Below are 26,711 nucleotides of genomic sequence, written 5' to 3'. Positions count from 1 at the left end.
CGGCGAGGCGCCGCTCCCACAGGCATCTTTTTCGGGGCCACAGACCATGCACGAACACTCCCTGATCGCCAACCTGCTGAGCAAGATCGACGCCGTGGCGCGTGAGCAGCACGCCACGCGCGTGGTGGGCGTGGCGGTGTGGATCGGCGCGCTGGCGCACATCTCGGCCGGGCATTTTCGCGAGCATTTCGAGGCCGGCAGCCGCGGCAGCCTGGCCGAGGGCGCGCGGCTCGATATCGAGCTGTCGGACGACGCCGACCACCCGCAGGCGCAGGACATCCTGCTGCGCAGCATCGAGGTAGCCTGATGGCCGAGGCGGCCAGCGCAGCCGCGCGGGCCGCCGCGCGCCGCGCGCGCATCGTGGTTGCGGGCGCCGTGCAGGGCGTTGGCTTTCGGCCCTACGTGTACCGGCTGGCGGTCGGGCTCGGTCTTGCCGGCTGCGTGCGCAACGCCCCGGCCGGTGTCGAGATCGAGGCCGAAGGCAGCGAGGCGGCCATCGCCGCGCTGCTCGACGGCCTGCGCGCGGCGCCCGCCCCGGCGCGGGTCGAGCGCGTCGAGTGCGCGTGGCTGGCGCCGCTCGGCGCGCGCGGCTTCGTCGTCGCGGCCAGCGACGAGGCGCCGGGTACCGCGCTGCCGCTGCCGGATCTGGCGCCCTGCGCCGGGTGCCTGGCCGAACTGCGCGACCCCGCCGCCCGCCGCTTCGGCTATGCATTTACCAGTTGCAGCCACTGCGGCCCGCGCTATAGCCTGATCGCGGCGCTGCCCTACGACCGCGCGCGCACTGCGATGGCGGCCTTCACGCTGTGCGCCGCCTGCACGGCCGAGTACGCGGACCCGGCCAGCCGGCGCTTTCGGCACGAGGCCAACGCCTGCCCGGCCTGCGGGCCGCGGCTGACGTTCTGCGACGCGCAGGGCCGGCCGCTGTCCGACGGTGAAGATGCGCTCGCGATGGCCGCGGCGCTGCTGCGCGGCGGCGGCATCCTGGCGCTGAAGGGCGCGGGCGGTTTTCAGTTGCTCACCGACGCTCGCGATGGCGCGGCCATCGCGCGGCTGCGCGAGAGGAAACACCGGCCGCACAAACCGCTGGCGGTGATATTTGCCGATCTGGCCGCGCTAGGTGCCGTGTGCCGCGTGAGCCCGGCCGAACAGGCGCTGCTGGTGTCTTCGGCCGCGCCCATTGTGTTGCTGGATCGCTGCAGCGACGCGCTGCCGACCAATCTTGCGCCGGGCAATCCGCGCCTTGGCGCCATGCTGCCGAGCACCCCGCTGCACGTGCTGCTGCTGGAGCGGCTCGGCTTTCCGGTGGTCGCCACCAGCGGCAACGCCTCCGGCGAGCCGCTGTGCGCCGACAACGACGAGGCACTCGCACACCTGGCCGGCATCGCCGACGGCTTTTTGTTGCACGACCGCGCCATCCTGCACCCGCTGGACGACTCGGTCATGCAGATCGCCTCCGGGCGGGCGCAGGTGCTGCGCCTGGCGCGGGGGCTGACACCGCTGGCGCTGGCGGGGGGCGAACCCGCCGTACTGGCGCTCGGCGGCCAGCTCAAGAGCGCGCTGGCAGTCGGCGGGGGCGGGCGGATCGTCGCCGGACCACACATCGGCGATCTCGACACCGCGTTGGCGCTGGTGCGCTTCGACGCCGTGTCGGTCACGCTGCCGGCGCTGGCCGGCGTTGCACCGCAGGCGCTCGTCCACGACGCTCACCCCGATTACGCGTCGAGCGTGTGGGCGATCCGCGATCCGCGCCCGGCGATCGCCGTGCAGCACCACCACGCGCACGTGGCGGCGGTGATGGCCGAGCATGGGCTCGATGGTGAGGTCCTCGGCGTGGCGTTCGATGGCGCAGGACTCGGCGGCGACGGCACGCTGTGGGGCGGCGAGTTTCTCTGCGGCGATGGGGCGCAGCTGCGGCGCGTGGCGTGGCTGCGGCCGTTTCCGCTGCCAGGCGGCGAACGAGCGGCGCGCGAGCCGCGGCGGGCGGCGCTCGGGCTGCTGTATGCCGCGTACGGTCCGGGACTCGGCGGTGTGACGCTGCCCTTCAGCGCGGCCGAGCAGCGCACGCTGCTGCAGGCGCTGGAGCGCCGTGTGAATGCACCGCTCACCAGCAGCGTCGGGCGCCTGTTCGACGCCGTCGCGGCGCTGCTGGGACTGTGTGAGGTCGCGAGCTTCGAGGGCCAGGCGGCGGCGGCGGTGCAGGCGGCGGCCGAGGCGGCGCCGGCGCAAACGCCGTATCCCCTGCCGCTGGTGCAGCACGGTGATGGACTCGTCGCCGACTGGGCGCCCCTGCTGGGTGCCGTGCTCGCCGACCGCGCGGCGGGTGTGGCGGTGCCGGAAATCGCCGCGCGGTTTCACGCCGCGCTGGCGGCGTTGGTGCCGGCGGTGGCGGCGCGCGTGGGGGCGGCGCGCGTGGTGCTGGCGGGCGGCTGCTTCCAGAACCGGCGTCTGCTGGATGAAACCCGCGCGGCGCTCGAAAATGGCGGCCTTGCGGTGTTCTGGCCGCAGCGCCTGCCGCCCGGCGACGGCGGCCTCGCGGTAGGTCAGGCGGCGGTGGCGCAGGCGCGATTGGCCGCGAAGGTGCACTGAGCATGTGTCTTGCGATACCCGGGCAGATTCTCGACGTGCAGGACGGCGGCGGCCTGTTCGCCCGCGGGCGGGTCGACTTCGGCGGCGTGGTGCGCGAGGTGTCGCTGGTGTGCACGCCGGACGCCGGCGTCGGCGACTGGGTGCTGGTGCACGCCGGGCTCGCCATTGCCGTGATCGACGCCGCGGCGGCGCAGGCCACGTGGGCCGAACTCGCGCGCCTCGGCGAGGCCGCGCCGTGAGCACGGCCGAGTATCGCGACCCGGCCGCCGTGCGCCGGCTGTGCGAGGCCATCGCCCGCACGGTCACCCGGCCGTGGATGTTGATGGAAATCTGCGGCGGGCAGACGCACGCCATCCTGCGCGCCGGGCTAGATCGCCTGTTGCCCGAGGCGGTCACGCTGGTGCACGGCCCCGGCTGCCCGGTGTGCGTGACGCCGCTGGAGGTGATCGACCAGGCCATCGCGCTGGCCGGCCGGCCGCAGGTGATCCTGTGTTCCTTCGGCGACATGCTGCGCGTGCCGGGCAGCGCGGGCGATTTGCTTGGCGCGCGCGCCGCAGGCGGCGACGTGCGCGCCGTGTACTCGCCGCTCGACGCATTGGCGCTGGCGCAGCGTGAGCCGCAGCGGCAGGTGGTGTTCTTCGCCGTCGGCTTCGAGACCACGGCACCCGCCGCCGCCGCGGCGGTGCGCCAGGCGGCCGCGCTTGGGCTGGGGAACTTCAGCCTGCTGATGGCGCAGGTGCGCGTGCCGCCGGCCATTGCGGGCATTCTGGCGGCGCCCGACAACCGCATTCAGGGTTTTCTCGCCGCCGGGCACGTGTGTGCGGTGATGGGGCACGGCGAGTACGCGCCGCTGGTGGAGCGGTTTGCGGTGCCGATGGTGGTGACGGGCTTCGAGCCGGTGGACATCCTGCTCGGCGTGCTGGGCTGTGTGCGCCAGCTGGAGGCCGGGCAGGCGCGGCTCGAAAACGCCTACCCGCGCGCCGTGCAGGCCGACGGCAACCCGGCCGCCCGGGCACTGATCGGCGAGGTGTTCGAGCCCGTCACGCGCCGCTGGCGGGGTTTGGGCGCGTTGCCCGGCGGCGGACTGGGCCTGCGGCCGGCGTACGCGGCCTTTGATGCCGCGCGGCGCTTCGCTCTGGCCGACGCGCCGCAGCCGGATCACGCCGACTGCCACGCCGGCGAGGTGCTGCAGGGCCGCCTGCGGCCGGACGCGTGTCCCGCGTTTGGCCGCCAGTGCACGCCGCAGCGCCCGCTGGGTGCGCCGATGGTGTCGTCCGAGGGCGCCTGTGCGGCCTATTACCGCTACCACGGGGCGGCGGCCTGAGGTGAACGCCGACTGCCCGCTGCCGCAGGACGACTACCCCACCGTGCAGCTCGCGCACGGCGGCGGCGGGCGTTTGATGCGGCAGCTTCTGGACGAGTTGATCCTTCCGACATTGCGACCGGACGGCGCGCGCGGCCTGCACGACGCCGCACGGCTGGAGGCGCTCCCGGCCGGTGCACAGCTCGCCTTCACGACCGACAGCTACGTGGTGCGGCCATTGTTCTTCCCGGGTGGGGACATCGGCAGTCTCGCCGTGCACGGCACGGTCAACGATCTGGCCATGGCCGGTGCGCGGGCGCTGGCGCTGTCGGTGTCGCTGATCCTCGAAGAAGGCCTGCCGATGGCAACGCTGCGCCGCGTGCTGCATGCGCTGCGGCAGGCGGCGGACGCGGCCGACGTGCGCATCGTGACCGGCGACACCAAGGTCGTCGAGCGCGGCCGGGCGGATGGCGTCTACATCAACACCGCCGGCATCGGCGTGGTGCCGGCCGGCGTGCGCGTGCACCCGGACCGCATCCGGCCGGGCGATGCGCTGCTGGTGAGCGGCGACATCGCCCGCCACGGCATGGCGGTGCTCGCCCGGCGCGAGGGGCTGGAATTCGAGACCGCCATCGACAGCGACTGCCAGCCGCTGTGGGGCACGGTGGCGGCGCTGCTCGATGCCGGCATCGACCTGCACTGTCTGCGCGACCCGACCCGCGGCGGCCTCGCCAGCGTGCTGGTGGAACTGGCCCGCGAGGCGCAAGTCGATCTGAGCGTGGAAGAAGCCGCCGTGCCGGTGACGCCGCCAGTGGTCACGGCGTGTGAGCTGCTCGGCATCGACCCGCTGCACGTGGCCTGCGAGGGCCGGCTGGTGGCCTTCGTGCCGCAGGCGCAGGCCGCAGTGGCGCTCGATGTGCTGCGTGCCGCGCCGGGCGGGGCGCACGCGGCGGTGATCGGCAAGGTGGGCGCCGGTGCCGGGCGGGTGACGCTGCGCAGCCCCTACGGCACCGACCGGCCGCTGGATCTCCCGGCCGGGGAGCTGCTGCCGCGTATTTGTTGACTGCGCCGTCGATTCAGGCCGCGAGCTTCGGCTTGAAGCCGCCGTCGTCGAACACCAGCGTCGCCGCCTTGTCGTGCACGGTGGTGTCCAGCACCACGCCGCGGCCCCACAGCTGGTGCAGGTCGGTGCATGTCCTCGCAGAGCTTCTCCGGTGATGCACTCGCGAACTCGGCGACGTAGGTCATGGCGTCGCGCATCAGGTCGAAGTCGACGTCGTGCGCGCGCGCCAGAGCGTCGAGCTGCGCCTCCAGCACACCCAGCACCCGCGTCAGGTGCCGGTGATCGTCTCGCCGGCGTCGTCCCAGTGAATGCGTGGTCGCACCTCCCAGGTAGTGCCAGCGTGCGCCATTCAGCACCTTGGCCCGGTGGTCGTGGACGTGGTCCTCAGCCCGGCCGCCGCGCGATGGTGACGCTGACCAGCCCCGGCGGCGGCACGGACTGGGCATCCACGCGCAGGCCCGCCGCCTCGATCAGCGCCTTCTGCTGCGTGAGTGGCAGCAGCTCGTTGCCCCAGAAACGCTCGATGAACTGCGTCATGGCGCAGCTTGGCGCGTCGCGCAGGCCGGCGACGGTCTCGGGGTAGGGCTCGTCCACCACCAGCAGCACGCCGCCTGGTTTTAGCGCCCGCGCGGCGCCGGCCAGGATGTCCGCCCGCACGGCGGGCAGCGTCTCGTGCAGCACCTGGATCAGCGTGACCAGATCAAAGCGCGCGTCGAGATCCATGCCCTCGGCCGCCGCCAGCTGCGCCTTGACGCGCGCCCCGACGCCGGCTTCTGCGAAGCGCGCGTTGGCGCGCTCAACCGAGCGCGGCTCGACGTCCACGCCGAGCAGTTCGGCCTTCGGATACGCACGGGCCAGCGCCAGCAGCGTGCCGCCCATGCCGCAGCCCAGATCCAGCACCTTGAGATCATCGCGCCCGGCGAACTCCGGCAGGCCGGGCAGGATGTTGGCGGCGACGAAGCCGGCGATGCCCGCCGTGACCTGCGCCACGCCGGCGATGAAATCGGCCTCGTGCTGCTGGAAGGTGTACGTGCCGCCCGATTTCAGCAGCGCCGGCATGCGCTCGAAATCGCGCCCGCTGATGTGGTGAAAGCCGGCCAGCGAGCCGAGGTAACTGTTGTGCTCCGGTCGCGCCAGCAGCGGCGCCATGTGCTCGGCCAGCCGCCAGCGGTCGCCGTCGAGGTCCAGCAACTCCAGCGCGTAGCCGGTCTGCAGGAAGTGGCGGGTGTACTCGGCGTCCAGGCCCTGCGCGGCGGCCAGGTCCGCCGCCGTCACGCCGTCCGGCGTCGCCGCCAGCGCGCGGAACAGGCCGGTCTCGACGCCGAGCGCGATGTAACGCGTGGCGTTGTAGCCGAGAAAGTAATCGACCAGCTTGCGCATCTGGGTGACGCGGTCGGGCATGGGCTCCTCCGGTGGTTTTGTGGCGTACGGTGTGTGCAGTCGGCAGCATAGTGCAAAGCGCGCCGCTCCCGGCCATGGCCGCCGTGGGTCAGCGTCCTGCTAGGATTTGGACGACAGAACCCGGCCGGGTGGGCTCCAGGCGTCGCCGCCCAGAGCCGGGCGTGATTGGAGAGGTCACCAGGAGAAACCCCATGAACGCACCCAACCTCGACACCCGCATCACCACCGACCTGCCGCCGATGATCGAGGGGCCGATCCCGGTCGAGCCCTACGTGTCGGCCGAGTTCTTCGAGCGCGAGCGCGAGCGCATCTTCAAGCGCGCGTGGCTGAACCTGTGCCGGGCGGAGGACCTGCCGCAGCCGGGCGACTTCAAGGTGTTCGACATCGCGGTGTGGAACGCCTCGATCCTGCTCACGCGCGGCAAGGACGGCGTGATCCGCGCTTTCCACAACATCTGCACGCACCGCGGCAACCAGGTGGCGGCGCGCTACGGCTGCGAGGGCAACACGCGCACCTTCGTGTGCGGCTACCACGGCTGGACGTTTGATCTGGACGGCAGCCTGCGCACGCTGCCGGCGCAGGAGCAGTTTCCGGGCGTGGACAAGAAGGAACTCGGCCTGTTGCCGGTGGCGTGCGACGTGTGGAACGGCTTCGTGTTCGTGAACTGGAACGCGAAGCCCGAGTGGCCGCTGGTCGAGTTCCTGGGCGGCCTTGGCCGGCAGATCGACGGCTACCCGTTTGCGCAGATGGAGCGCGTGGCCCGCTACAGCGCGCGCGTGGCGGTGAACTGGAAGACCTTCGTCGACGCCTTCCACGAGACCTACCACGTCGGCATGGTGCACGCCCGCTCGCTGCCGGGCTGCTCGATCCCGTCCGAGCTGCGCTACGAGTTCGACACACTCGCCTCGGCACGCTTCTACCCGCCGCACCACTCGGCCAGCAATCGACTGGTGAGCCGCCTCGATGTCACACCGCTCGGCGGCGCCGCCTGGCAGATGGGCCCGAGCTTCGCCGCCAACGAGCAGGCCCCGCGCCTGCCCGGCACCAACCCGAGCGACGACCCGGCCTGGTACTTCGACATCAACGTGTTCTTCCCGAACTTCTTCATCGACCCCGGCCCCGGCTGGTACTTCACGTACAACTTCTGGCCGATCAGCGTCGACGAGACCGAGTGGAGCATGGACATCTACCAGTACGCCGCCGCCGACGTCGGCCAGCGCATCGCGCAGGAGCACACCAAGGTGCTGCTGCGCGACCTGCTGTACGAGGATCTGTCCACCATGGAGACCACGCATCGGGCGCTCAAATCCGGCGTGCTCAAGCACATGACGGTCGGGCCGGTAATGGAAGTCGCCGTGCGCCACCAGTACACCAACGTCATGCGCTGGGTGAACGGGGAGGTTTGAGTCATGGCCCACGCACTGCCCGCCGCCTTTGCCGACTTGCAGGGCTACGCTGACCGCTACGCGCTGCCCACCGAGCGCGAGCGCCACGCCGAGCGCCTCAAGGGCCCGTTCGGTGATCTGAAGGCTCTCTACGACGCCGTGCTGCCGCGCCTTGGCGACATCCGCACGCACCTCGACACGCACCCGTGGCCAAACCTGCCGCCGGCCGAGCAGAGCCTGCTGAATCTCGCGCTCGCGCTGATGGAAGTGGCGCTCGCGGTCGAGTCGCACGGCCAGCCGACGGTGCCGTTCGGCTTCGATCACACCCGCTTCAGGGTGTGGTTCTGAGCGGCGTCCGGCCGTGCGCTGCGAGACGCTGATCGACGTGGGCGCCCTGCACCGGGCGCTGCACGATGACGCCCCGGTGTTGCTCGACTGCCGTTACGACCTGACCGACCCCGCCGCCGGGCGGCGCGCCTTTGCGGACGCGCACCTGCCGGGCGCGCGCTACGTCGATCTTGCGGCCGATATGTCCGGCCCGGTCACGGAGACGTCCGGCCGCCATCCGCTGCCGGAACCGGCCGTGCTGGCGGCACGGTTGGGTGCGTTCGGCATCACGACCGACACGCAGGTGGTCTGTTACGACGCCGCCGACGGCGCCTTCGCGGCGCGCGCCTGGTGGCTGCTGCGCTGGCTCGGGCACGACGCCGTGGCGGTGCTGGACGGCGGTTTCGCGGCGTGGGTGCAGGCGGGGCTTCCAACCGAGCGGGGTGAGCCGCGGCCGGCGCAGGCGAGCGCGCCGCCGCTAGCCATCCGCCCGCCACGCGTTCACGCCGTGGCCGTCGACGAGGTGGAACGCGGCCTGGGCGGCACGCGCCGGCTGCTGGTCGATGCCCGCGCCGCCGAGCGCTACCGCGGCGAGCGGGAGCCGATCGACCCAGTCGCGGGCCACATACCGGGCGCCGTGAACCGGCCGGCCGCGGACAACCTCGCTGGCGGCCGCTTCAAGCCGGCCGGACTGCTGGCCGCCGAGTGGCAGACTTTGCTCGGCCGGCATGCCGTGGACGAACTGGTGGTGTATTGCGGCTCCGGCGTCACCGCCTGCCACCACCTGCTGGCGCTGGCCCACGCCAGCATGCCGGGCGCGCAGCTGTACGCCGGCTCGTGGAGCGAGTGGTGCCGCGACGCGGCGCGGCCGGTGGCGCGCGGCGGCTGAGCCTTCCTTTCCCGATTGCTGATACCCGAGGTGATTGCCATGCCGATCCGGCTGTTCCACAACCCCCGCTGCTCTAAGTCGCGCGAGGCGCTGGCGCTGCTGCGCGAGCGTGGCGTGGAGCCGGAGGTGGTCGAGTACCTGAAGCAGCCGCCGACGGCGGTCGAGATCGATGCGCTGCTCACGCGGCTCGCTATCGAGCCGCGGCAATTGATGCGCAAGGGCGAGGCGGTCTACAAGGAACTCGGCTTGGACGCCCCGGCGTTGACGCGCGCGGCGCTGATCGAGGCGATGGCGCAGAACCCGATCCTCATCGAGCGGCCAATCGCCACCGACGGCAAGCGGGCGGTGCTGGGCCGCCCGCCGGAAAAGGTGCTGGAGCTGCTGTAAGGCCGACGCGGCGCCCCGCCGCTCGCGTGGAAAGCTAGCCGGTCTTGCCGGCCGCAAGCAGCGCCGCGATGGCCTTCGGATCAATACGCGTCAGTAGCGCCCGGTATGGCGCGATCGGGTGATCCAGCAGCGGCTGCGCCCGCGCGGCCCAGTCGAGCGGAGCGCCGAACAGCGTTTCGACCTCCGCCGCCAGGCGCGGCAGCACGGGTTTGAGATAAACCACCAGCAGCCGGAACAGGTTCAGCGCCTGCGTGCACACGCCGTGCGCGTCGGCCAGCCGCGCCGGATCCTTGACCAGCGACCACGGCGCGGCGGCGGCGATGTACTCGTTGGCGCGGTCGGCGAGCGCCATCACCTCGCGCATGGCCCGCGCGTACTCGCGCGCCTCGTAGGCGGCGGCAATCGCGTCGCCCGCGGCGACGAAGTCCTCGAACAGCGCCGGCTGCGGCAGGGTGCCGGCCAGCGTTCCGCCGAACTGCTTTTCGATGAAGCCGGCGGTGCGCGCGGCGATGTTGACCAGCTTGCCGACCAGGTCCGAATTCACCCGCGCCACGAAGTCGTCGAGGTTGAGGTCAATGTCGTCGATGCCGGCGCCGAGCTTGGCGGCGAAGTAGTAGCGCAGCGGTTCCGACGGCAGGTGATCGAGCCAGCGGCGCGCCTCGATGAAGGTGCCGCGCGACTTCGACATCTTCTGTCCGTCCACGGTGAGAAAGCCGTGCGCGTGCACGGCCGCCGGCATGCCGTAGCCCGCGCCGTGCAGCATGGCCGGCCAGAACAGCGCGTGGAAATAGAGGATGTCCTTGCCGATGAAGTGCCGCGCCTCGCGCGCGGCCCAGAACTCGCGCACCTCGGCCAGCGTCACGGTGCGACCCTCGCGCCGGTTCAGCCAGTCCCACAGGCTCGCCAGATAACCGATGGGCGCGTCCAGCCACACGTAGAAGTACTGGTCGTCCGAGCCCGGCACCTTGAAGCCGAAGTAGGGCGCATCGCGCGAGATGTCCCAGTCGGCGAGGCCGGCCTCGAACCACTCGGCGATCTTGTTGGCGACTTCTTCCTGCAAATGCCCGGCGCGCGTCCAGCCCTGCAGCAGGTCCGCGAAATCGCGCAGGCGAAAGAAGTAATGCTCGGATTCGCGCAGCACCGGCTCGGCGCCAGACAGCGCCGAGCGGGGATTTTTCAGTTCCGTCGGCGCGTAGGTGGCGCCGCACACCTCGCAGGAGTCGCCGTACTGGTCCGCCGCGCCGCAGCGCGGGCACTCGCCGCGGATGAAACGGTCGGCCAGAAACATGCCCTTGACCGGGTCGAACAGGCGCGTCACGCCGTAGCGCACGATGTGCCCGGCGTCCGAAAGGCGCGTGAAGATGTCCTCGGCGAGCTGGCGGTTCTCGTCGCTGTGGGTGCTGTAGTAGTTGTCGAAGCCGACGCCGAAGTCGGCGAAGTCCGCCCGGTGCTCGGCGCCGATGCGCTCCACCAGCGCTTCCGGCGTGATGCCCTCCGATTCGGCGCGCAGCATGATGGGCGCGCCGTGCGCGTCGTCGGCGCACAGGTAAATCACGTCATGCCCGAACTGCCGCATGGCGCGCACCCACACGTCGGTCTGGATGTACTCGACCAGGTGGCCGATGTGGATCGGGCCGTTGGCGTAAGGCAGGGCGGAGGTGACGAGGAGGCGGCGGCTCATGCGGCGGAACGGCTGGGACGGGGCGGCAGGGCGCGGCAGCTTAGCACGGTGCAAAGCCGCGCCCGTGCTAGACTTTGCGGCCTTTTTGCCGGCCGCGGCCGCGGTCCGAGCGCTCCCCCAGACGCGATTCCAGAACCATGAGCGACCCCCTGCGCACCGCGGCCGAGGCCGCGCTCGACGGCATCGTCGATCCGTGGACCGGCGCCAGCCTGAAGCCGGCGCTGCGCGAGCTCGGGCTGGCCGATGGTCGGCTGCGCGCCACGCTGCAACTCGGCTACCCGAGCGCCGGTCTCGCGGGTGATCTGAAACCCGCCATCGAGGCCGCGCTGGCCGCACTGCCCGGCGTGCAGGCGGTGGAACTGACTCTCACGCACGCCATCGTGGCGCACGCGGTGCAGCAGGGCACGCAGGCGATTGCCGGCGTCAGGAACGTCATCGCCGTCGGCTCCGGCAAGGGCGGCGTCGGCAAGTCAACCACGGCTGTGAACCTCGCCCTGGCGCTCCAGCGCGAAGGCGCCCGCGTGGGCGTGCTGGACGCCGACGTATACGGCCCGAGCCTGCCGACCATGCTCGGCATCACCGACAGGCCGCGCCTGGTGGAGGGCGACGAGCGCCGCATCGCGCCGCTGATCGGCCACGGCCTGCAGTGCATGTCGATCGGCTTTCTGATCGACCCCGACGCGCCCATGGTATGGCGCGGGCCGATGGCGACGCAGGCGCTCGAACAGCTGATCCGCGACACCGCCTGGGACGATCTCGATTACCTGGTGGTGGACCTGCCGCCCGGCACCGGCGACATCCAGCTCACGCTCGCCCAGCGCGTGCCGGTGAGCGGCGCCGTCATCGTCACCACGCCACAGGACATCGCGCTGCTGGACGCGGTCAAGGGCCTGAAGATGTTCGAGAAGGTGAAGGTGCCGATCCTCGGCATCGTCGAGAACATGAGCACCCACATCTGCAGCCAGTGCGGGCACGAGGAGCACATCTTCGGCGCCGGCGGCGGCGCGCGCATGGCCGAAAAGCACGGCGCGCCGCTGCTGGGCTCGCTGCCGCTCGACATCCGCATTCGCGAACAGGCCGACGGCGGACGCCCGACCGTCGTCGCCGAACCGGACGGCGTCGTGGCGCGCGCCTACCGCGAAATCGCGCTGCGCGCCGCCGGCAGCCTCGCCACGCGCGGCAAGGACTACGCGCGCCGCTTCCCCAAGATCACCGTCGTCAACGACTGAGCAGGACCATGACCGTCAAAGCCGACCGCTGGATTCGTGAGCAGGCCGAGAAGCACGGCATGATCGAGCCGTTCGAGCCGCGCCAGGTGCGCGAGCGCGACGGCCAGCGCGTCATCTCCTATGGCCTTTCGAGCTACGGCTACGACATCCGCGTGGCGCGCGAATTCAAGATCTTCACCAACGTGCGCTCGGCGGTGGTGGACCCCAAGAACTTCGACGAGGGCAGCCTGGTCGACGTCGAGTCCGACGTGTGCGTGATCCCGCCGAACTCCTTCGCGCTGGCGCGCACGGTCGAGTACTTCCGCATCCCGCGCAACGTGCTCACCGTGTGCCTTGGCAAGTCCACCTACGCGCGCTGCGGCATCATCGTCAACGTGACGCCGTTCGAACCCGAGTGGGAGGGCTACGCGACGCTCGAGTTCTCGAATACCACCACGTTGCCGGCGAAGATCTACGCCGGCGAGGGCTGCGCACAGGTGGTGTTCTTCGAGTCCGACGAGGCGTGTGAGGTGTCCTACAAGGACCGCGGCGGCAAGTACCAGGGCCAGGTGGGCGTGGTGGTGCCCCGGCTGTAAGCACGTGGCAGGACGTGCATAATCGGCCCGCCGCGCGCGGCGTCGAGCAACCGCGCTAAAGCCGGCGCCGCAGCCGGCGAAAACAAGGCCAGTTTCAAGCCAGTCGAGGAAATCCCGAATGAACAACAAGATCGTCGCGCTGACGCTGACCGGCAGCCTGTGTGCCACGCTGGCCGGGGCGGCCCTGGCCGCTGATGCCGGCAGTTACGAGCGGCCCGTCGCGGTGGCCGCCGCCGACACGGCGGCGCCCGCGGCCAGCACCGGCGACGACGACTTCGCCGAGTGGGAGCAGGACACCACGGTCGAGGTGAGCGACCCGCTGGAGACGGTCAACCGCGGCGTGTTCTGGTTCAACGAGCAGGCCGACCGCTTCGTCATCAAGCCGGTGGCCAAGGGCTACGACTGGCTGCTGCCGAAGCCCGTCAAGCGCGGCGTCTCCAACGTGTTCGACAACCTGTTCACGCCGGTGGTGGCCGTGAGCGACCTGCTGCAAGGCAACTTCCAGGAAAGCGCCGAGGACGTCGGTCGCTTTGTCGTGAACAGCACCGTGGGCGTGGTCGGCATCTTTGATGTGGCCACCGGCTGGGGCCTGGAGAAGCGCCGTGAGGACATCGGCCAGGCCTTCGGCGCCTGGGGCATCGGCTCCGGGCCGTACCTGGTCCTGCCGATCCTGGGTCCGAGCAACGTGCGCGACGGCGTGGGGCTGGTCGGCAACTACTTCCTGTCGCCGCAGAACTACATCGAGGACGATGAAACCCGCTGGGGCGTCGTGCTGCTCGGCGGCATAGACACACGCTACCGCCTGCTCGACGCCAGCGCCGTGCTGGAACAGGCGGCACTCGACCGCTACGCGTTCGTGCGTTCGTCCTACGCGCAGCACCGGCAGAACCTGATCGAGAACAAGGACGCCGGCAAGGCGGTTCCGGCAGCAAGCTTCGGGCAGTAAGCGCGCGCGGGCGCCGCGCGCCCGCCGGCAGGATGTGAGACAGGGCCGCGGAGCGATCCGCGGCCTTTTTTGTGCGCGAAACCGGTCATCGCATCGTCGGGTATGCTCTGGACTTGAAAGCGCCGCCGACAGGAGATCCCCGAGATCTTCGGGCAGGCGCTGCCGGAGGAAGGGGACATGAGTGGACCGCCTGTCGAGGACGGCGTGCTGCGCGTGCGCGGCGCCGAGTTGCCGTGCCGACGCTTCGGGTCGGGCCCGCCGCTGTTGATGCTGCACGGCGGTGCGGGGCCGACGCCGCAGGCACCGTTTCTGCACGCGCTCGCCGCGCACTTCGAGATCATCCTGCCGACGCACCCGTGGTTCTACGGCTCGCCGCCGCTCTCGCGCGTGGCAGGGGTGGACGATCTCGCCTACGTGTATCTGGACCTCATCGAGGACTGCGGGCTCGACGACCTCACCGTGATGGGCTTCTCCATGGGCGGCTGGCTGGCGCTGGAGATGGCGACCAAGAGTTGCGCGCGCCTGCGGCGGCTGGTGCTGGTGGACGCCGTCGGGGTCAAGTTCACGGACCGGGAAACGCGGCAGTTTCCGGACATCTTCGCCATGCCGGCGGAGCGCGTGGGGCAGCTCATGTTCCACGATCCCGCGCGCATGGCGCCGAATCTCCAGAGTTTGTCCGAGGAGGAGCTGACCGCCTTCGTCACCAATCGCGAGGCGCTCGTCCACTACGTCTGGGAGCCCTACCTGCACAACCCGCGCCTGCTGGGGCGGCTGCATCGCGTGCGGGTGCCGGTGGAGTGCATCTGGGGCGAGAGCGATGGTCTCGCCACGCCTGACTACGGGCGCCAGCTCGCCGCCGCGCTGCCGGACGCGCGCTTTCACCCGATTCCGCAGGCCGGGCACGCGCCGCAGCTCGAACAGCCGCAGGCGTTCGTGGCGACCGTGCTGGCGGCCTGTCGCTAGCCCTCCTTCGGACGGAGCTGACAATGCGCGCCTGGTTTTTCACCGAGACGGCCTATCCCTATTTGCCGCCGCAGGACGAGTTCGAGTCGATCCGCGTGCAGTTGCCGAACGGCATCTTCGACCCGCACAAGGGGGCGGATCTCTACCACCGCTACCTCGACGAGTGGCTGTACGCCGAGGACTGCGGCCTCGACATCATGCTGAACGAGCACCACCAGACCGCCACCTGCATGGACCCGGCGGCGCCGATCATGCTCGGCATCCTCGCCCGCCAGTCGCGCAGTGCGCGGCTGCTGGTGCTCGGCAACCCGATCGCCAACCGCCGCGACCCGGTACGTCTGGCCGAAGAGATGGCGATGGTCGACGTCATCTCGCGTGGTCGTGTGGAGGTCGGCTTCGTGCGCGGCGTGCCGTACGAAATCTCGGCCATGAACTCCAAGCCGGTCGGCATGCACGAGCGCCTGTGGGAGGCGCACGACCTGATCCTGAAGGCGTGGACCACGCACGATGGCCCGTTCAGCTGGGAGTCCGAGCACTTCCACCACCGGCAGGTGAACATCTGGCCGAGACCCTGGCAGCAGCCGCACCCGCCGGTGTGGGTGACGGCGCTGTCGGCGGGCAGCATCGCGCCGGTGGCCGATCATCACTACGTGGTGGCCACGTTCCTGACCGGCCGCGACAAGACGCGCGACATCTTCGCCGCCTATCGCCGGCGCCGTCAGGAGCGCGGCCACGGCCTGCCGAACAACGACCGCACCGCCTACGCGGCGCTGGTCTATACCGGCGAGACCGACGCCGCCGGGCGCGCCGGGGCCGAGAAACTCATGTGGTACATCACGCACAACAAGGTGCCGCCGCATTTCTCGAACCCGCCGGGCTACAACCCGGTGGACGCCGTGGTGAGCGTACTCAAGAGCGGCAAGAGCCCGTACCTGTTCGGCAATTTCAGTCTTGAAACGCTGATCGAGCAGGGCATCGTGTTCGCCGGCAGCCCGGACACGGTCGAGCGGCAGATTCGGCAGTTCTACGACGACGTCGGCGGCTTCGGTCATCTGCTGCTGATGGGGCAGGCCGGTTTTCTCGAACACGACGAGACGGTGACCGGCATCCGCCTGTTCGGCCGCGAGGTGTACCCGCGGCTGAAGGATCTCGCCTGATGGCCGCCTGGGACAGCCGCTACGTCGACGTGGGCGGCATCCGCACGCATTACCTCGAAGCCGGCCGCGGCCCGACGCTGGTGCTGCTGCACAGCGGCGAGTTCGGTGGCTGCGCCGAGCTGTCGTGGGAGCACAACATCGGCGCGTTCGCCGAGCACTGCCGCGTCATCGCGCCGGACTGGCTCGGCTTCGGCAGGACCGACAAGCTGTACGACTTCGCGCAGGGCCACCGGCGGGTGCTGAGCCACATGGCGGCGTTCCTGCGGGAAATGCGCATCGACGCGGCGGACTTCGTCGGCAATTCGATGGGCGGCACGTTTCTGGCCCGCGTGGCGGCGAGCGCGAATCCAGCGTTCCCGATCCGCCGCCTGGTGCTGGCAAGCGGCGGCGGCTTCGCGCCCGACAACGCCGCCCGCCGCGCGTTGCAGGATTACGACTGCACGCCGGACGCCATGCGCGCGCTGCTGCGGGCGGTGTTTAACGACCCGCGCTTCGCCGCGGACGAGGCCTACGTGCAGCGGCGCGTGGCGCTGACGCTCGAACCCGGCGTGTGGGAATGTGCCGCCGCGGCGCGCTTTCGCTCGCCGGCCAGCACGCCGCCGGCGCAGTTCGGCCGGCCGGACGACATCAAGTACGAGCAGATCACCGCGCCGACACTGATCGTCGCCGGTGCCGACGACCAGCTGCGCCTGCCGGGCTACGCCGACGAGCTTCACCGCCGTATAGCGGGTTCGCGGCTCACGGTGCTGGAGCGCTGCGGGCATTGCCCGAACATCGAACAGCCGGCTGCGTTCAACGCCGCCGTGCTGGCATTTCTGGGTCACTGACCGGAGGAGACGCCATGGACATGCCGCTGCGGGCGTTGCCCGATCCGCTCGACGACTACGCCTGGCCGGCAGCCGAGAACGAGGTGCCGAAGGAGGTCTTCAGCCGTGAGGACATCTACCGGCGCGAACTCACGCACCTGTTCGCCGGGCCGGTATGGCACGTGGCGGCGCACCGCGCCGAGTTGCCGCAGCGGAACGACTTCAAGACCACCTGGCTTGCCGAGACGCCGATCCTGTTGATACACGGCGCCGACGGCGTGGTGCGCGGCTTTCACAACGCCTGCGCCCACCGCGGCGTGATGCTGGAAACGCGCCGGCGCGGTCACGCGCAGGAATTCGAGTGCCCGTACCACCGCTGGCTGTTCGACGACCAGGGGCGGCTGCGGGCGTGTCCGGCCGAGCGCGACTTTCCGCCCGGCTTCGACAAGGCGGACCATGGTCTCGCCCCGCTGCGCTGTGAGGAGTTTCTGGGGCTGATCTTCGTCAGCCTGAGCGACGCCGCGCCGCCGCTGCGCGAGTACCTGCGCGGGCTCGAACCCAGCCTCGAACTGGTACTCATGGGCGACGGCGACTGTCAGTTGCTCGGGTATCACAAGACCGTGATCGACGCGAACTGGAAGCTCTACCGCGACAACGACGGCTACCACACGCCGCTGCTGCACAAGGCCTTCACGTGGCTGAACTGGCACGGCGGCAAGGGCAGCCAGGTGGTCACCGAGCACGGCCACCTGGCGGTGACGGCGGACCTGAAACCGCTCTCCGACACGGGCGCGCTGCACGACCCGAGCCTGCTCGAGTTCAAGGCGGCGATTCGCGCCGGTGGCGAGGGGCCGCAGGCCAAGACGGGCGTGCTGGTGGTGTCGCCGGGTACGCTGATCAGCAAGGCGCTCGACCTGCCGATCATCCGCTACGCGTTGCCGAAGGGCGTGAACCGCACCGAGATTCACTGGACCTTCATCGCGCACCGCAAGGACGACCCGGAAATGCTGCGCCATCGCATCCGCCAGGCCAACATGATGGGCCCGAGCGCGATGATCAGCCTGGAGGACGCGGCCGTATTCAACCGCGCGCAGAAGGCCACCGCGACCCAGCCGCCGAACACGCGCTTCGTGAAGGGCTACCGGCCGGGCATGGATCTGACGCAAGCCGGCCAGAACGACGAGGTCGGCAACCTCGCCTGGTGGGACATCTACCGGCGCCTGATGGGCTTCGAGCGGGGGGCGGCGTGATGCTGGCGGACGACGTGCTGCGGCGCATCGACGATCTGCAACTGACCTACATCGACGCGCTCGACAGCAAGGACATGGCCGGCTGGTTACACACGTTCCAAGAGAATGCCGCCGAGTACTACGTGATTCCGCGCGAGCACGTGGAGGACAACCTGCCGCTGTCCCTGCTGCACGACGATTGCCGCGCGCGCCTGCTGGACCGCGTGAACTTCATCGAGAAGGTCTGGGCCGGCATCTACGAGGACTACCAGACGCGCCACTTCGTGCAGCGCGTGCGTGCGCGGCCGGCGGACGCGCCGGACGAGTACGACGTGAAGTCGAACGTGTCAGTGATGTACACCGACGGCGACGGTCACGCTCACGTGCTGGCGGTCGGTACCTACGAGGACCGCGTGCGGGTGGGGCCGGGCGAGGCGCGCTTCGTGCGCAAGCGCGTGATCCTCGACAACTTCACCACGCCCCGCTACATCGTCTATCCGCTGTAATCCCCGCACGGGAGCCATTCATGCCAGGACGTCTGCAGGACAAGGCCATCATCGTGGTCGGCGCCGGTCAGTCCGGTAGCGGTGGGGTGATCGGCAACGGCCGCGCGGCGGCGCTGCTGTTCGCCCGCGAAGGCGCGCGGTGTTTTCTGATCGACAAGGACGCCGCGAGTGTCGAGGCGACCGCGGACCTGATCCGCGCCGAAGGCGGCGTGGCAGCAACGCACGTGGCGGACTCGTCGGACATCGATCAGGCCGCCGGCGCCGTGGCGGCCTGCGTGGCCCGCTTCGGCGGCGTGAACGTGCTGCACAACAACGTCGGCATCGGCTGGGGCGACGGCAACGCGGACGACATCGATCCCGCGCTGTGGGAGCAGTTCTTTCGCGTCAACGTGAACGGCGCGCTTTGGATGGCGCGCGCGGCGATCCCGGAGCTGCGCCGCGCGGGCGGTGGGGCCATCACCTTTGTGTCGTCCATCGCCGGCATCCGCTACGCCGGCGATCGCATGCCGCGCCTGGGCTACGCCACCACCAAGGCGGCGCTGCACGGCATGGTGCACCACATGGCCGGCCAGCACGGCCCGGACCGCATCCGCACCAACGCTATCCTGCCGGGCTACATCGACACGCCGATGACCCAGCAGGACGCCGCCGCGCGGCGCGAGCGCGAGGCGCTGATCCCGCTGCGCCGCCAGGGCACCGGCTGGGACATCGGCTGGGCGGCGGTGTTCCTGGCGAGCGACGAGGCGAGCTTCGTCAACGGCCACCTGCTGGTGGTGGATGGCGGCATGACGGTGCAGTTCCGGCCGGACTGAACGCGAGGAATCTCCTGTATGGACCAGACGAAACCCGTGTGCGTGATCGGCGCCGGCTTCATGGGCACGGTGATCGCCACCATCTACGCCCGCCACGGCTACGCGGTGCGCCTGCACGATAGCGCCGTGGAGGCGCTGGCGAGCTACGCCGAGCGCGCGACGCCGATTGCCGAGTCGCTCGCCGACGCCGCGCACCCGGTGGCGGGCGTCCTGGGTCGCGTGACGCCGGTGGCGGACCTCGCCGCCGCGGTGGACGGCGTGTGCCTGGCGCACGAGGTGGTGCAGGAGGATCTGGCCGTCAAGCAGGCGCTGTTCGAGCGGCTCGACCGGCTGTGCCCGCCGCAGGTCGTGCTCGGCACCAACACCTCGTCGTTCCGCCTCACGCACCTGTGCGAACGGGTCACGCACCGGCAGCGGGTGATCGGTATCCACTACATCACCCCGGCGCACATCATCCGGGCGGTGGAGCTGATCGTGGCTGACTTCACCGCGCCCGCGACGCTGGCCTGGGCACAGGACTTTCTCGCCTCCATCGACCACGTGGGCGTGGTGTGCCGCGAGAGCCCGGGGTTTCTCGTGAACCGCATCCAGCTCGCGCTGCTGGCGGAAATCCACCGCATCGTGGACGAGGGCCTCGCGACGCCCGAGGACATCGACGCCGCCATTCGTCTCAGTCTTGGCCCGCGCTGGGCGCTGTGGGGCGCGCTGCTGTGCGAGGATCTCGTGGTCAACAAGCGCACGGCGCTGGCCGTGTTCGACTACATGCGCGAGCAGACCGGCGTCGACTACTACGCCAGCACGCCCACGCTGCGCGACATGATCGCCCGCGGCGAGCAGGGCGCCAGCACCGGCCAGGGCTGGTACACATGGGACGCGCCGTACGCCGACATCGTGCGCGAGCGCGACCGGCAGTTGAAAACGGCGCTGGATTGGCTGGAGGCCGAGCATCCGGTCGCCCGCATCGGCGTGCAGCGGCCGGATCGATAGGCGCGTTCGGAGGGCTACGGGCGTTGCTCGCCGATGGGCACCCGGCTGACCACGTAGCGGAATTTGCCGGACGCCTCCGCGGCAATCGTGTCCACCAGCTCGACGTCGACACGCACTGTTGCGCCGAGGCGCGCCTGGGCATCGCGCACGATCTTGTCGCGGTTCGCGGGCTCGAATTCCCCATCCGTGCACAGCAGAAAACGCGTGTGATCCACGCTCTCCTGCACGATCTTGAACTGGCGGATGCCCGGCAGGTCACGCACGATGTAGATCAGCGACAGGCCGTGCATGACGGTGCCGTCCCTGGCGACGATGAAATCGGTGCTGCGACCTTCGATGGACTTCAGCAGCGGCAGCGTGCGGCCACAGGCGCAGGGTTGGTCGTCGAGCACGCCGACGTCGTCGGTGCGGTAGCGGATGAACGGGAAATCACCCGTCGCCAGATGCGTCACCACGATTTCACCGCGCTCGCCCGGCCCCAGCGGCCGGCCCGCGCTGTCGACAATCTCGACGATGATGTCTTCGTGCGTGAGGTGCATGCCACCGTGCGGGCACTGGTGCGCGATGAAGCCCGCGTCGCGGCCGCCGTAGCCGTTGGCGACCGGGCAGCCGAAGATCCGCTCGATCAGTTCGCGCTGGTGCGGGTACAGCCGCTCGGAGGTCACGAACGCGACCTTGATGCCCAGCCCATCGAGTCGAATGCCGTATTGCGCCGCCTGCCGCGCGATATGCGCAAACGCCGATGGATACCCGAACAGCATCTTCGGGCGCTTGTGCTGAATGGCGCGGATGAAGCCCGCGACTTTGGTTTCCGACATGTCGAACGCCGGCAGCAGCGTGCTGCGCAGGACGGCGTCGCGCCACGCGCGCCGCCGGTCCTGCGCGGTGAGCTCGATCGGCGAGCCCCACAGCACGATTTCCGGGTCGCCGATGTCAACGCCCCACCAGCGCGTGGCGCGCCACTTGGCGGCGACATCGTGCGACACGCGCTCCCTGCCGATGTAGAAAATCAGCGGCTCGCCGCTGGAACCGCCGGTGTTGAAACGCGCAAGGCCAACCGCCTGCTCGGACTTGAGCGCGTCCGTGTGTTTGCGAATGGTCGGCTTGTCGAGAAAGGGCAGGCGTTGCAGATCTTCGATCCGCGTCACGGTGGTCGGGTCGAAGCCCAGGGTGCCGAAAAGCGCCCGGTAATAGGGCACGTGTTCGCCGGCCGCTGTGAGCAGCGCGCGCAGACGCTGCACGCGCAGCGCGTCCAGGCGCTCCAGAGGCCAGTACTGGCTGGCTTCGAGTTGCTTGCGCAGTTCGGTACTGCGGTGTTTCTTCAGGCGCTCCTGGGCCGGAAAGACCAGGCCCGAGACCAGGCGCGTATACAGACTCACCGGCTCGTCCCGTCGGTTTCGCAGCGGCAGGGTGCGGGTGTGGAACGCATGCGCGTGCGGCTCAAAGCGTGGCGTTCAGGGCGCGCCCGTAGATCGTCTTGTAGTTATCCACGCTGCGGGCCCAGGTGCGCTCCTGCTCCACGTAGCGGCGGGCGTTGGCGCGCAGCGCGGCGCCTTGGTCCGGCAGGTCGAGCGTGGCGACGGCCTTGCGAGCAAGATCACCAATGTCCTCCGCGCGAAACAGCACGCCGGTCGCGCCATCGGTGATCAGCTCGCGGTGGCCGCCGACGTCGGAGGCAATCAGCAGTCGGCCTTGTGCCATCGCCTCCAGCGGCTTAAGTGGGGTGACCAGATCGGTCAGGCGCATGGCGTGGCGGGGGTAAGCCAGCAGGTCGACGATGTCGTAGTAGCGGCTGACTTCAGCGTGCGGCACGCGGCCGACGAAAATAACTCGCTCGGCGAGCTGCATTGCCTGGGCTTGCGCTTTCAGGGCCGCTTCCTGGGGGCCGCCGCCGACCAGCAGCAGTTTCACGTCCGGCGCGTGGTCAAGTATCCGCGGCAGCGCCGCGATCAGCAGGTCGAGCCCCTCGTACGCGTAGAACGAGCCGAGAAATCCGATCACGCGCGCACCGCCGAGACCTAGCGCGTCCTTGAGGGCCGGGTCGGCCGCGCCGCCGAAACTGAACTGGTCGGCATCGACCGCGTTCGGCACCACGCCGATCTTCGCCTCCGGAATGCCGCGGGCGATGAGATCGCCCCGCAGGCCCTCGCAGATGGTGACTACCTGGCTCGCGGCATTGACCGCGCGCGTCTCCATGCTGCGTGTGAGTCGGTAGCGTGGCCCCCACGCGCGCTGGGTGCCGTGGTCCACGGCCGCGTCTTCCCAGAACGCGCGAATCTCGTAGACCACCGGAATGCCAAGCCGCCGGCCAACGCGCAGGGCGGCGGACGCGTTCAGTACCGGCGAGTGGGCGTGCAGCAGGTCCGGCCGCAGGCGGCGGGCAACCTCCAGCAGGCGGCGCTCGGTGGCTCGGATTACCGCCCATTGATTGATGGCCGGCAGGCGTGCGACAAGCCCGGACGGTAGCGGCGTGCGAAAGAAGGCGAGATCGTCGACCGACTCCTCGGCGCGCGTGGAGCGGCCCTGCTTGGGGCCGGTCAGCGCGCTGACTTGCCAGCCGAGCCGCCGTTGACCGCGCAGGATGTTGGCGCTGCGGAACGTGTATCCGGAATGCAGCGGCACGGAGTGGTCGAAGACGTGCAGGATGTGTGGGCTCATCGTTCTGGCAGCGTGTTTGATGTGCGGCTGGCGCTCGCCGTAAGGCGCACGGATCCTGTCCTCAAGCAGGCATGTCCGGCGTGGCGCCATCCAGCCACGCGCGCAGGTGGGCGGCGATGCGGACGGCGGCCTGCCCGTCCCAGTACTCCGGCGTGCGTCCGCGCTTGCCACCGCTTGTCAGGACGTCGGCGACGCAGGCCAGAATCGCATCCGGGTGCGGTCCGGTCAGTGTGTTGGTGCCTTCGGTGATGGTGATCGGGCGCTCGGTGTTGTCGCGTACCGTGATGCAGGGCACGCCAAGTGCGGTGGTCTCTTCCTGGATGCCGCCGGAGTCGGTCAACACCAGCGTTGCGTCGCTCATCAGGCCGAGCATTTCGAGGTAGCCCTGGGGCGGCAGCAGGCGAATGCCAGGTGTTTCCAGAAGCGGTGTGAGCTGGTGCTGCGCGGCGGTCGACTGGGTGCGCGGGTGGATCGGGAAAATCACGTCCATGTCACGCGCGATGGTGGCGAGGGTTTCAAGCAACCCGCGCAGGACCTGCGCGTTGTCGACGTTGGATGGGCGATGCAGCGTTACCACCGCGTACCGTCGTGACGGCGCAGCGCCGAGCGTCTGCTCGGCCGGCACCGCGCGGCGTCGGTGCGTGAGCAGGGTGTCGATCATCACATTGCCGACGAAGTGAATGCGCTCCGGGGCGATTCCCTCGCGCAGCAGGTTGGCTTGCGCGGAGCGCTCGGTGGTGTAGAGCAGGTCGGAGACCTGATCGGTCAGCACGCGATTGACTTCCTCGGGCATGGCGCGGTCGCCGCTGCGAAGGCCGGCCTCGACGTGGATGACCTTGATGTTCTTCTTGGCGGCCACCAGTGCGCACGCCAGTGTCGAATTCACATCGCCCACCACCAGCACGGCGCGTGGGCGCTCGGCGTCCAGCACTGGTTCGAAAGCCCGCATGATGTTGGCCGTCTGCACCGCGTGGCTGGCGGAGCCAACCTCCAGGTTGATATCCGGCCGCGGAATGCCGAGCTGCAGGAACAGGCTCTCGCTCATCGCCGGGTCGTAGTGCTGCCCGGTATGCAGCAGCTTGGCGGCGATGGGTTGGCGCGCAAACGCGTCCATGATCGGCGCGATCTTCATGAAGTTCGGTCGTGCGCCGACCACGCAGAGTATTTCCGTCATGTGGGCAAGTATTCGCTGTGGCTGTGGGTCAGGTCAGGCGCCGCGTGCGGGCCGCATCCCGTGGACACAGGCGGCGTGACTGGTCGAGGGGTGATCGCCGGTTCAGGGTACGTCTGCCCAGTGGTTCAGCGGGTGCCGGCAGCGTAACAGGGGGCCGCCCCGTCGGCGCTCGGCCAAATGGACGGTGCGCGCTCGCCCGGCAGACTCATTGCCCTAGCGCGCGCAGGTCAAGACGCCCGCCGGCTAGCGGCGGGCACCAGTAACAGGCGCCCGTCAACGGCCAGGTAAAGCGGAACAGCGCGTCGGTGATGCCGTCCTCGCCGCCGGTCATGCGGCGCAGCAGCGCCTCGAAGGCATCCGGGCTGCGGCCGAAGGCGACGAACATGAGGCCGGCTTCAAGGCCGCGCGCCCACGGCATGGAGCGGCGCAGCACGAAGGCCGCCGGGGTGAAGCTCTCCTGCGCGGTCCGTTTCACGTGCGCTGACGGCGGGGCGTCATCGATTTCGGCGTTGCCGACGCGGTGGCGGCCGATGCTCAGATCCTGCTGCTCGGCGGACATTGCCTCGAAGCGGGCGAGCTCGTGCACCCAGCGCTGCACGGCCACGAAGCTCGACCCGTCGAGCCCCGGTCCGCGACCGTGCACGATGCCGGCCGCCTCGGCGGCGGCTCCCTTGGGGTTCTCGGTGCCATCCTCGTAGCCGGTCAGGTCGCGGCTGTTCTGGTACTGGAAGGCGTCGACGCTGTCGCGCAGGTAGAACGCCGGCGCCAGCGCCGCTTCGAGTCGGCGGGCGAGGTGCAGCAGCACGCCGCGGTCGTCCCCGCGCAGCCACAGCCACAGCGCGGCGGGCGTGGACGGCACGTCGATGCCCGGCCCGCTGATGGCCGGGAGCGCGCGCAAGCCGTCGATGTGTTTGCCGAGCGCCTGCACGGTCGACAGGCCGATGCCAACCACCACCTGCTCGCCGTCCGCGATTTCACGCAGCCGCGCCAGCGCACCACGCGCGTCGCCCTCGGCGGCAAGGTCGAAATCGAGATAGACCGCCAGACGCGGCGCCGGGAGCAGGATGCCTGGTTGTGCGTGAGTCATTGCAGGTCTCCTTGCGCGCCGTGGGCGGCGCGCTTACCGCCTGGGCGCGATGATGTCCGTGACGCTGCCGTCGAACACCTCGGCGGCCATGCCGACGGTTTCCGACAGCGTCGGGTGTGGGTGGATGGTGAGCGCGAGATCCTCGGCGTCGGCGCCCATCTCGATGGCGAGCACGCCCTCGGCGATGAGGTCACCCGCGCCGGGCCCGGTGATGCCGACGCCGAGCACGCGGTGGCTGGTGGGCTCGAACAGGATCTTGGTCAGGCCCTCGTCGCGGCCGAGCGTGAGGCTGCGGCCGTTCGCCGCCCACGGGAACACGGCCTTCTCGTAGGCGATGCCGTCCTTCTTGGCCTGCGCCTCGGTGAGGCCGGCCCAGGCGATTTCCGGGTCCGTGAACACCACCGCCGGGATGGCGAGCGGCGCGAACGCCGCCTTGTGGCCGGCGATCACCTCGGCCGCCACCTTGCCCTCGTGGGCGGCCTTGTGGGCCAGCATCGGCTCGCCGGCCACGTCACCAATCGCAAAGATGGTTTTCACCGCGGTGCGGCGTTGTTCGTCCACGGTGATGAAGCCGCGGTCGGAGACCTCAACGCCGAGCGCCTCCAGGCCCAGGTTCTGGCCGTTCGGCCGCCGGCCGACGGCGATCAGCACGCGGTCGTAGACGGCGTCGGCCTTGCCGTCCGGGCCCTCGAAGCTGACCTTGAGGCCGCTCTTCTCCGCGACGACGCCGGTGACCTTGGTCTTGAGGCGAATCTCGGCAAACTGGCCGGCAAGACGCTTGGCGAGCGGCTTCACGAGATCGGCATCGGCGCCGGGCAGGAGACCGTCCATAAACTCGACCACGCTCACGGCGCTGCCGAGCGCGCGGTACACGGTGGCCATTTCAAGGCCGATGTAGCCGCCGCCGATCACCAGCAGCTTGGCCGGAATGTCGGCGAGCGCGAGCGCGCCGGTCGAGTCCATCACGCGCGGGTCGTCCGGCAGGCCGGGGATGCGTGCCGGGGTGGAGCCGGTGGCGACGATGGCGTGCTCGAACTGCACGTCGGTGGCGCCATCCGCGCCCGCCACGCGCAGGCTGGTCGGGCCGGTGAAGGTGGCGGCGCCCGTCACCACGCGTACCTTGCGCTGGCGCGCCAGCACGCCCAGGCCATCGGTGAGGCGCTTGACGACCTTGTCCTTGCCGCCACGCACACCGTCGAGGTCCACCTTCGGCTTGCCGAAACTCACGCCCGGCGTGTGCGCCGCCTCATCGATGACCTTGGCCACGTGCAGCAGGGCTTTCGAGGGGATGCAGCCGACGTTGAGGCACACGCCGCCCAGGCGCGCGTCGCGCTCGACCAGCGTCACGTCGAGGCCAAGATCGGCGGCGCGAAACGCCGCGCTGTAGCCGCCGGGGCCGGCGCCGACCACGACGACCTGCGTTCGGATGGGTTCGGGCATGGGGTTCTCCGCGCCTGTGTTCAGTGGATTTGAGTGCGCCGGTTCAGCTAACGCAGTTTGGGGCAGGAGGCCCGATGTCAGGCCGCCCGAAAATTTCCAGGGAAGGAAATTTTCGACATC

At 70.1% G+C, this 26,711-nt stretch carries 25 protein-coding genes and 2 pseudogenes; 19 read left to right on the top strand and 8 right to left on the bottom strand.

Annotation, left to right across the window (positions count from 1 at the left end; genetic code table 11):
• Nucleotides 1-46 precede the first annotated feature (46 nt).
• The 5 genes from AB7F93_RS02265 to hypE are packed head-to-tail and all read left to right on the top strand — an operon-like array spanning nt 47 to nt 4,952.
• Nucleotides 47-307, top strand: coding sequence for a hydrogenase/urease maturation nickel metallochaperone HypA (locus tag AB7F93_RS02265; protein WP_428301257.1), 261 nt, complete (start codon nt 47-49; stop codon nt 305-307).
• On the top strand, nt 307-2,586 hold the full coding sequence (hypF, locus tag AB7F93_RS02260; RefSeq protein WP_428301256.1) for a carbamoyltransferase HypF: 2,280 nt from the start codon (nt 307-309) through the stop codon (nt 2,584-2,586). The genes AB7F93_RS02265 and hypF overlap by 1 nt, the downstream gene beginning before the upstream one ends.
• Nucleotides 2,587-2,588: 2 nt before the next feature.
• Complete coding sequence (locus tag AB7F93_RS02255; RefSeq protein WP_428301255.1) at nt 2,589-2,825, top strand: HypC/HybG/HupF family hydrogenase formation chaperone; 237 nt, start codon at nt 2,589-2,591, stop codon at nt 2,823-2,825.
• Nucleotides 2,822-3,910, top strand: a complete 1,089-nt coding sequence (gene hypD, locus AB7F93_RS02250) for a hydrogenase formation protein HypD (protein WP_428301254.1) — start codon at nt 2,822-2,824, stop codon at nt 3,908-3,910. Before AB7F93_RS02255 ends, hypD begins: the two co-directional genes overlap by 4 nt.
• Before the next feature lies 1 nt (nt 3,911).
• On the top strand, nt 3,912-4,952 hold the full coding sequence (gene hypE, locus AB7F93_RS02245; protein WP_428301253.1) for a hydrogenase expression/formation protein HypE: 1,041 nt from the start codon (nt 3,912-3,914) through the stop codon (nt 4,950-4,952).
• Nucleotides 4,953-4,965: 13 nt separating this feature from the next.
• Here hypE and AB7F93_RS02240 read toward each other — a convergent pair whose 3' ends face one another.
• Both AB7F93_RS02240 and AB7F93_RS02235 read right to left on the bottom strand, forming a co-directional pair.
• Entirely contained in the window at nt 4,966-5,112 is a 147-nt protein-coding gene (locus AB7F93_RS02240; protein ID WP_428301252.1) for a hypothetical protein, read from the bottom strand.
• Between the two features lie 224 nt (nt 5,113-5,336).
• Entirely contained in the window at nt 5,337-6,353 is a 1,017-nt protein-coding gene (locus tag AB7F93_RS02235; protein ID WP_428301251.1) for a class I SAM-dependent methyltransferase, read from the bottom strand.
• A gap of 191 nt (nt 6,354-6,544) precedes the next feature.
• Between AB7F93_RS02235 and AB7F93_RS02230 the strand changes: the two genes are divergently transcribed.
• From AB7F93_RS02230 to arsC, 4 genes are read left to right on the top strand one after another with little or no spacing between them, the layout of a single operon-like run.
• Nucleotides 6,545-7,759: an aromatic ring-hydroxylating oxygenase subunit alpha gene (locus AB7F93_RS02230; protein WP_428301250.1), complete on the top strand. Its 1,215-nt coding sequence runs from the start codon at nt 6,545-6,547 to the stop codon at nt 7,757-7,759.
• Between the two features lie 3 nt (nt 7,760-7,762).
• Nucleotides 7,763-8,086, top strand: a complete 324-nt coding sequence (locus tag AB7F93_RS02225; RefSeq protein WP_428301249.1) for a hypothetical protein — start codon at nt 7,763-7,765, stop codon at nt 8,084-8,086.
• Nucleotides 8,087-8,099: 13 nt separating this feature from the next.
• Complete coding sequence (locus AB7F93_RS02220) at nt 8,100-8,954, top strand: sulfurtransferase (RefSeq protein ID WP_428301248.1); 855 nt, start codon at nt 8,100-8,102, stop codon at nt 8,952-8,954.
• 39 nt (nt 8,955-8,993) lie between these two features.
• Nucleotides 8,994-9,341 (top strand): arsenate reductase (glutaredoxin), encoded by a 348-nt coding sequence (gene arsC, locus AB7F93_RS02215; RefSeq protein ID WP_428301247.1) that lies wholly within the window; start codon nt 8,994-8,996, stop codon nt 9,339-9,341.
• Nucleotides 9,342-9,384: 43 nt separating this feature from the next.
• Here arsC and metG read toward each other — a convergent pair.
• A pseudogene (gene metG / locus AB7F93_RS02210) lies at nt 9,385-11,022 on the bottom strand (methionine--tRNA ligase); the annotation flags it as partial.
• A 137-nt stretch (nt 11,023-11,159) separates the two neighbouring features.
• On the opposite strand from metG, the gene apbC reads away from it, so the two are divergent.
• The 10 genes from apbC to AB7F93_RS02160 all read left to right on the top strand — a co-directional run bounded on the left by apbC (nt 11,160) and on the right by AB7F93_RS02160 (nt 20,232).
• Entirely contained in the window at nt 11,160-12,251 is a 1,092-nt protein-coding gene (gene apbC / locus AB7F93_RS02205) for an iron-sulfur cluster carrier protein ApbC (protein WP_428301246.1), read from the top strand.
• Between the two features lie 8 nt (nt 12,252-12,259).
• Nucleotides 12,260-12,826: a dCTP deaminase gene (gene dcd, locus AB7F93_RS02200; RefSeq protein WP_428301245.1), complete on the top strand. Its 567-nt coding sequence runs from the start codon at nt 12,260-12,262 to the stop codon at nt 12,824-12,826.
• Between the two features lie 118 nt (nt 12,827-12,944).
• The gene (locus tag AB7F93_RS02195) at nt 12,945-13,772 is read left to right on the top strand and encodes an MlaA family lipoprotein (protein ID WP_428301244.1); all 828 of its coding nucleotides are present in this window, start codon (nt 12,945-12,947) and stop codon (nt 13,770-13,772) included.
• 177 nt (nt 13,773-13,949) lie between these two features.
• On the top strand, nt 13,950-14,735 hold the full coding sequence (locus AB7F93_RS02190; RefSeq protein WP_428301243.1) for an alpha/beta fold hydrolase: 786 nt from the start codon (nt 13,950-13,952) through the stop codon (nt 14,733-14,735).
• A gap of 23 nt (nt 14,736-14,758) precedes the next feature.
• On the top strand, nt 14,759-15,892 hold the full coding sequence (locus tag AB7F93_RS02185) for an LLM class flavin-dependent oxidoreductase (protein ID WP_428301242.1): 1,134 nt from the start codon (nt 14,759-14,761) through the stop codon (nt 15,890-15,892).
• Nucleotides 15,892-16,719 (top strand): alpha/beta fold hydrolase, encoded by an 828-nt coding sequence (locus AB7F93_RS02180; protein WP_428301241.1) that lies wholly within the window; start codon nt 15,892-15,894, stop codon nt 16,717-16,719. Before AB7F93_RS02185 ends, AB7F93_RS02180 begins: the two co-directional genes overlap by 1 nt.
• 14 nt (nt 16,720-16,733) lie before the next feature.
• Entirely contained in the window at nt 16,734-17,948 is a 1,215-nt protein-coding gene (locus AB7F93_RS02175) for an aromatic ring-hydroxylating oxygenase subunit alpha (protein ID WP_428301240.1), read from the top strand.
• Nucleotides 17,948-18,433: an aromatic-ring-hydroxylating dioxygenase subunit beta gene (locus tag AB7F93_RS02170; protein ID WP_428301239.1), complete on the top strand. Its 486-nt coding sequence runs from the start codon at nt 17,948-17,950 to the stop codon at nt 18,431-18,433. Before AB7F93_RS02175 ends, AB7F93_RS02170 begins: the two co-directional genes overlap by 1 nt.
• 20 nt (nt 18,434-18,453) lie before the next feature.
• Complete coding sequence (locus AB7F93_RS02165; RefSeq protein WP_428301238.1) at nt 18,454-19,245, top strand: SDR family NAD(P)-dependent oxidoreductase; 792 nt, start codon at nt 18,454-18,456, stop codon at nt 19,243-19,245.
• Between the two features lie 18 nt (nt 19,246-19,263).
• Nucleotides 19,264-20,232, top strand: coding sequence for a 3-hydroxyacyl-CoA dehydrogenase family protein (locus AB7F93_RS02160; protein WP_428301237.1), 969 nt, complete (start codon nt 19,264-19,266; stop codon nt 20,230-20,232).
• Between the two features lie 14 nt (nt 20,233-20,246).
• On the opposite strand, the gene AB7F93_RS02155 is transcribed toward AB7F93_RS02160, so the two are convergent.
• The 5 genes and pseudogenes from AB7F93_RS02155 to lpdA all read right to left on the bottom strand — a co-directional run.
• On the bottom strand, nt 20,247-21,611 hold the full coding sequence (locus AB7F93_RS02155; RefSeq protein WP_428301236.1) for a phenylacetate--CoA ligase family protein: 1,365 nt from the start codon (nt 21,609-21,611) through the stop codon (nt 20,247-20,249).
• A 61-nt stretch (nt 21,612-21,672) separates the two neighbouring features.
• Nucleotides 21,673-22,890 (bottom strand): TIGR04063 family PEP-CTERM/XrtA system glycosyltransferase, encoded by a 1,218-nt coding sequence (locus AB7F93_RS02150; RefSeq protein WP_428301235.1) that lies wholly within the window; start codon nt 22,888-22,890, stop codon nt 21,673-21,675.
• A gap of 61 nt (nt 22,891-22,951) precedes the next feature.
• On the bottom strand, nt 22,952-24,064 hold the full coding sequence (wecB, locus tag AB7F93_RS02145) for a non-hydrolyzing UDP-N-acetylglucosamine 2-epimerase (protein WP_428301234.1): 1,113 nt from the start codon (nt 24,062-24,064) through the stop codon (nt 22,952-22,954).
• A 205-nt stretch (nt 24,065-24,269) separates the two neighbouring features.
• Complete coding sequence (locus AB7F93_RS02140) at nt 24,270-25,151, bottom strand: Dyp-type peroxidase (protein ID WP_428301233.1); 882 nt, start codon at nt 25,149-25,151, stop codon at nt 24,270-24,272.
• A gap of 33 nt (nt 25,152-25,184) precedes the next feature.
• Nucleotides 25,185-26,654: pseudogene (gene lpdA, locus AB7F93_RS02135) on the bottom strand (dihydrolipoyl dehydrogenase); the annotation flags it as partial.
• Nucleotides 26,655-26,711: the final 57 nt, after the last annotated feature.

It is taken from the genome of Immundisolibacter sp. (assembly GCF_050250495.1).
In the GTDB taxonomy this organism is placed as follows: domain Bacteria; phylum Pseudomonadota; class Gammaproteobacteria; order Immundisolibacterales; family Immundisolibacteraceae; genus Immundisolibacter.
Note: the sequence above shows the minus strand (reverse complement) of the source record. Positions and strands in the feature narration are given on the sequence as shown.

What these genes read in the sequence shown, in the direction of transcription:
- AB7F93_RS02185 (WP_428301242.1), top strand. Translation starts at nt 14,759, where the DNA reads ATGCGCGCCTGGTTTTTCACCGAGACGGCCTATCCCTATTTGCCGCCG.
- AB7F93_RS02140 (WP_428301233.1), bottom strand. Translation starts at nt 25,151, where the DNA reads ATGACTCACGCACAACCAGGCATCCTGCTCCCGGCGCCGCGTCTGGCG.
- AB7F93_RS02230 (WP_428301250.1), top strand. Translation starts at nt 6,545, where the DNA reads ATGAACGCACCCAACCTCGACACCCGCATCACCACCGACCTGCCGCCG.
- wecB (WP_428301234.1), bottom strand. Translation starts at nt 24,064, where the DNA reads ATGACGGAAATACTCTGCGTGGTCGGCGCACGACCGAACTTCATGAAG.
- AB7F93_RS02255 (WP_428301255.1), top strand. Translation starts at nt 2,589, where the DNA reads ATGTGTCTTGCGATACCCGGGCAGATTCTCGACGTGCAGGACGGCGGC.
- hypF (WP_428301256.1), top strand. Translation starts at nt 307, where the DNA reads ATGGCCGAGGCGGCCAGCGCAGCCGCGCGGGCCGCCGCGCGCCGCGCG.
- AB7F93_RS02225 (WP_428301249.1), top strand. Translation starts at nt 7,763, where the DNA reads ATGGCCCACGCACTGCCCGCCGCCTTTGCCGACTTGCAGGGCTACGCT.
- AB7F93_RS02175 (WP_428301240.1), top strand. Translation starts at nt 16,734, where the DNA reads ATGGACATGCCGCTGCGGGCGTTGCCCGATCCGCTCGACGACTACGCC.
- AB7F93_RS02190 (WP_428301243.1), top strand. Translation starts at nt 13,950, where the DNA reads ATGAGTGGACCGCCTGTCGAGGACGGCGTGCTGCGCGTGCGCGGCGCC.
- AB7F93_RS02265 (WP_428301257.1), top strand. Translation starts at nt 47, where the DNA reads ATGCACGAACACTCCCTGATCGCCAACCTGCTGAGCAAGATCGACGCC.
- apbC (WP_428301246.1), top strand. Translation starts at nt 11,160, where the DNA reads ATGAGCGACCCCCTGCGCACCGCGGCCGAGGCCGCGCTCGACGGCATC.
- arsC (WP_428301247.1), top strand. Translation starts at nt 8,994, where the DNA reads ATGCCGATCCGGCTGTTCCACAACCCCCGCTGCTCTAAGTCGCGCGAG.
- AB7F93_RS02195 (WP_428301244.1), top strand. Translation starts at nt 12,945, where the DNA reads ATGAACAACAAGATCGTCGCGCTGACGCTGACCGGCAGCCTGTGTGCC.
- AB7F93_RS02150 (WP_428301235.1), bottom strand. Translation starts at nt 22,890, where the DNA reads ATGAGCCCACACATCCTGCACGTCTTCGACCACTCCGTGCCGCTGCAT.
- AB7F93_RS02165 (WP_428301238.1), top strand. Translation starts at nt 18,454, where the DNA reads ATGCCAGGACGTCTGCAGGACAAGGCCATCATCGTGGTCGGCGCCGGT.
- AB7F93_RS02170 (WP_428301239.1), top strand. Translation starts at nt 17,948, where the DNA reads ATGCTGGCGGACGACGTGCTGCGGCGCATCGACGATCTGCAACTGACC.
- AB7F93_RS02160 (WP_428301237.1), top strand. Translation starts at nt 19,264, where the DNA reads ATGGACCAGACGAAACCCGTGTGCGTGATCGGCGCCGGCTTCATGGGC.
- AB7F93_RS02235 (WP_428301251.1), bottom strand. Translation starts at nt 6,353, where the DNA reads ATGCCCGACCGCGTCACCCAGATGCGCAAGCTGGTCGATTACTTTCTC.
- AB7F93_RS02180 (WP_428301241.1), top strand. Translation starts at nt 15,892, where the DNA reads ATGGCCGCCTGGGACAGCCGCTACGTCGACGTGGGCGGCATCCGCACG.
- dcd (WP_428301245.1), top strand. Translation starts at nt 12,260, where the DNA reads ATGACCGTCAAAGCCGACCGCTGGATTCGTGAGCAGGCCGAGAAGCAC.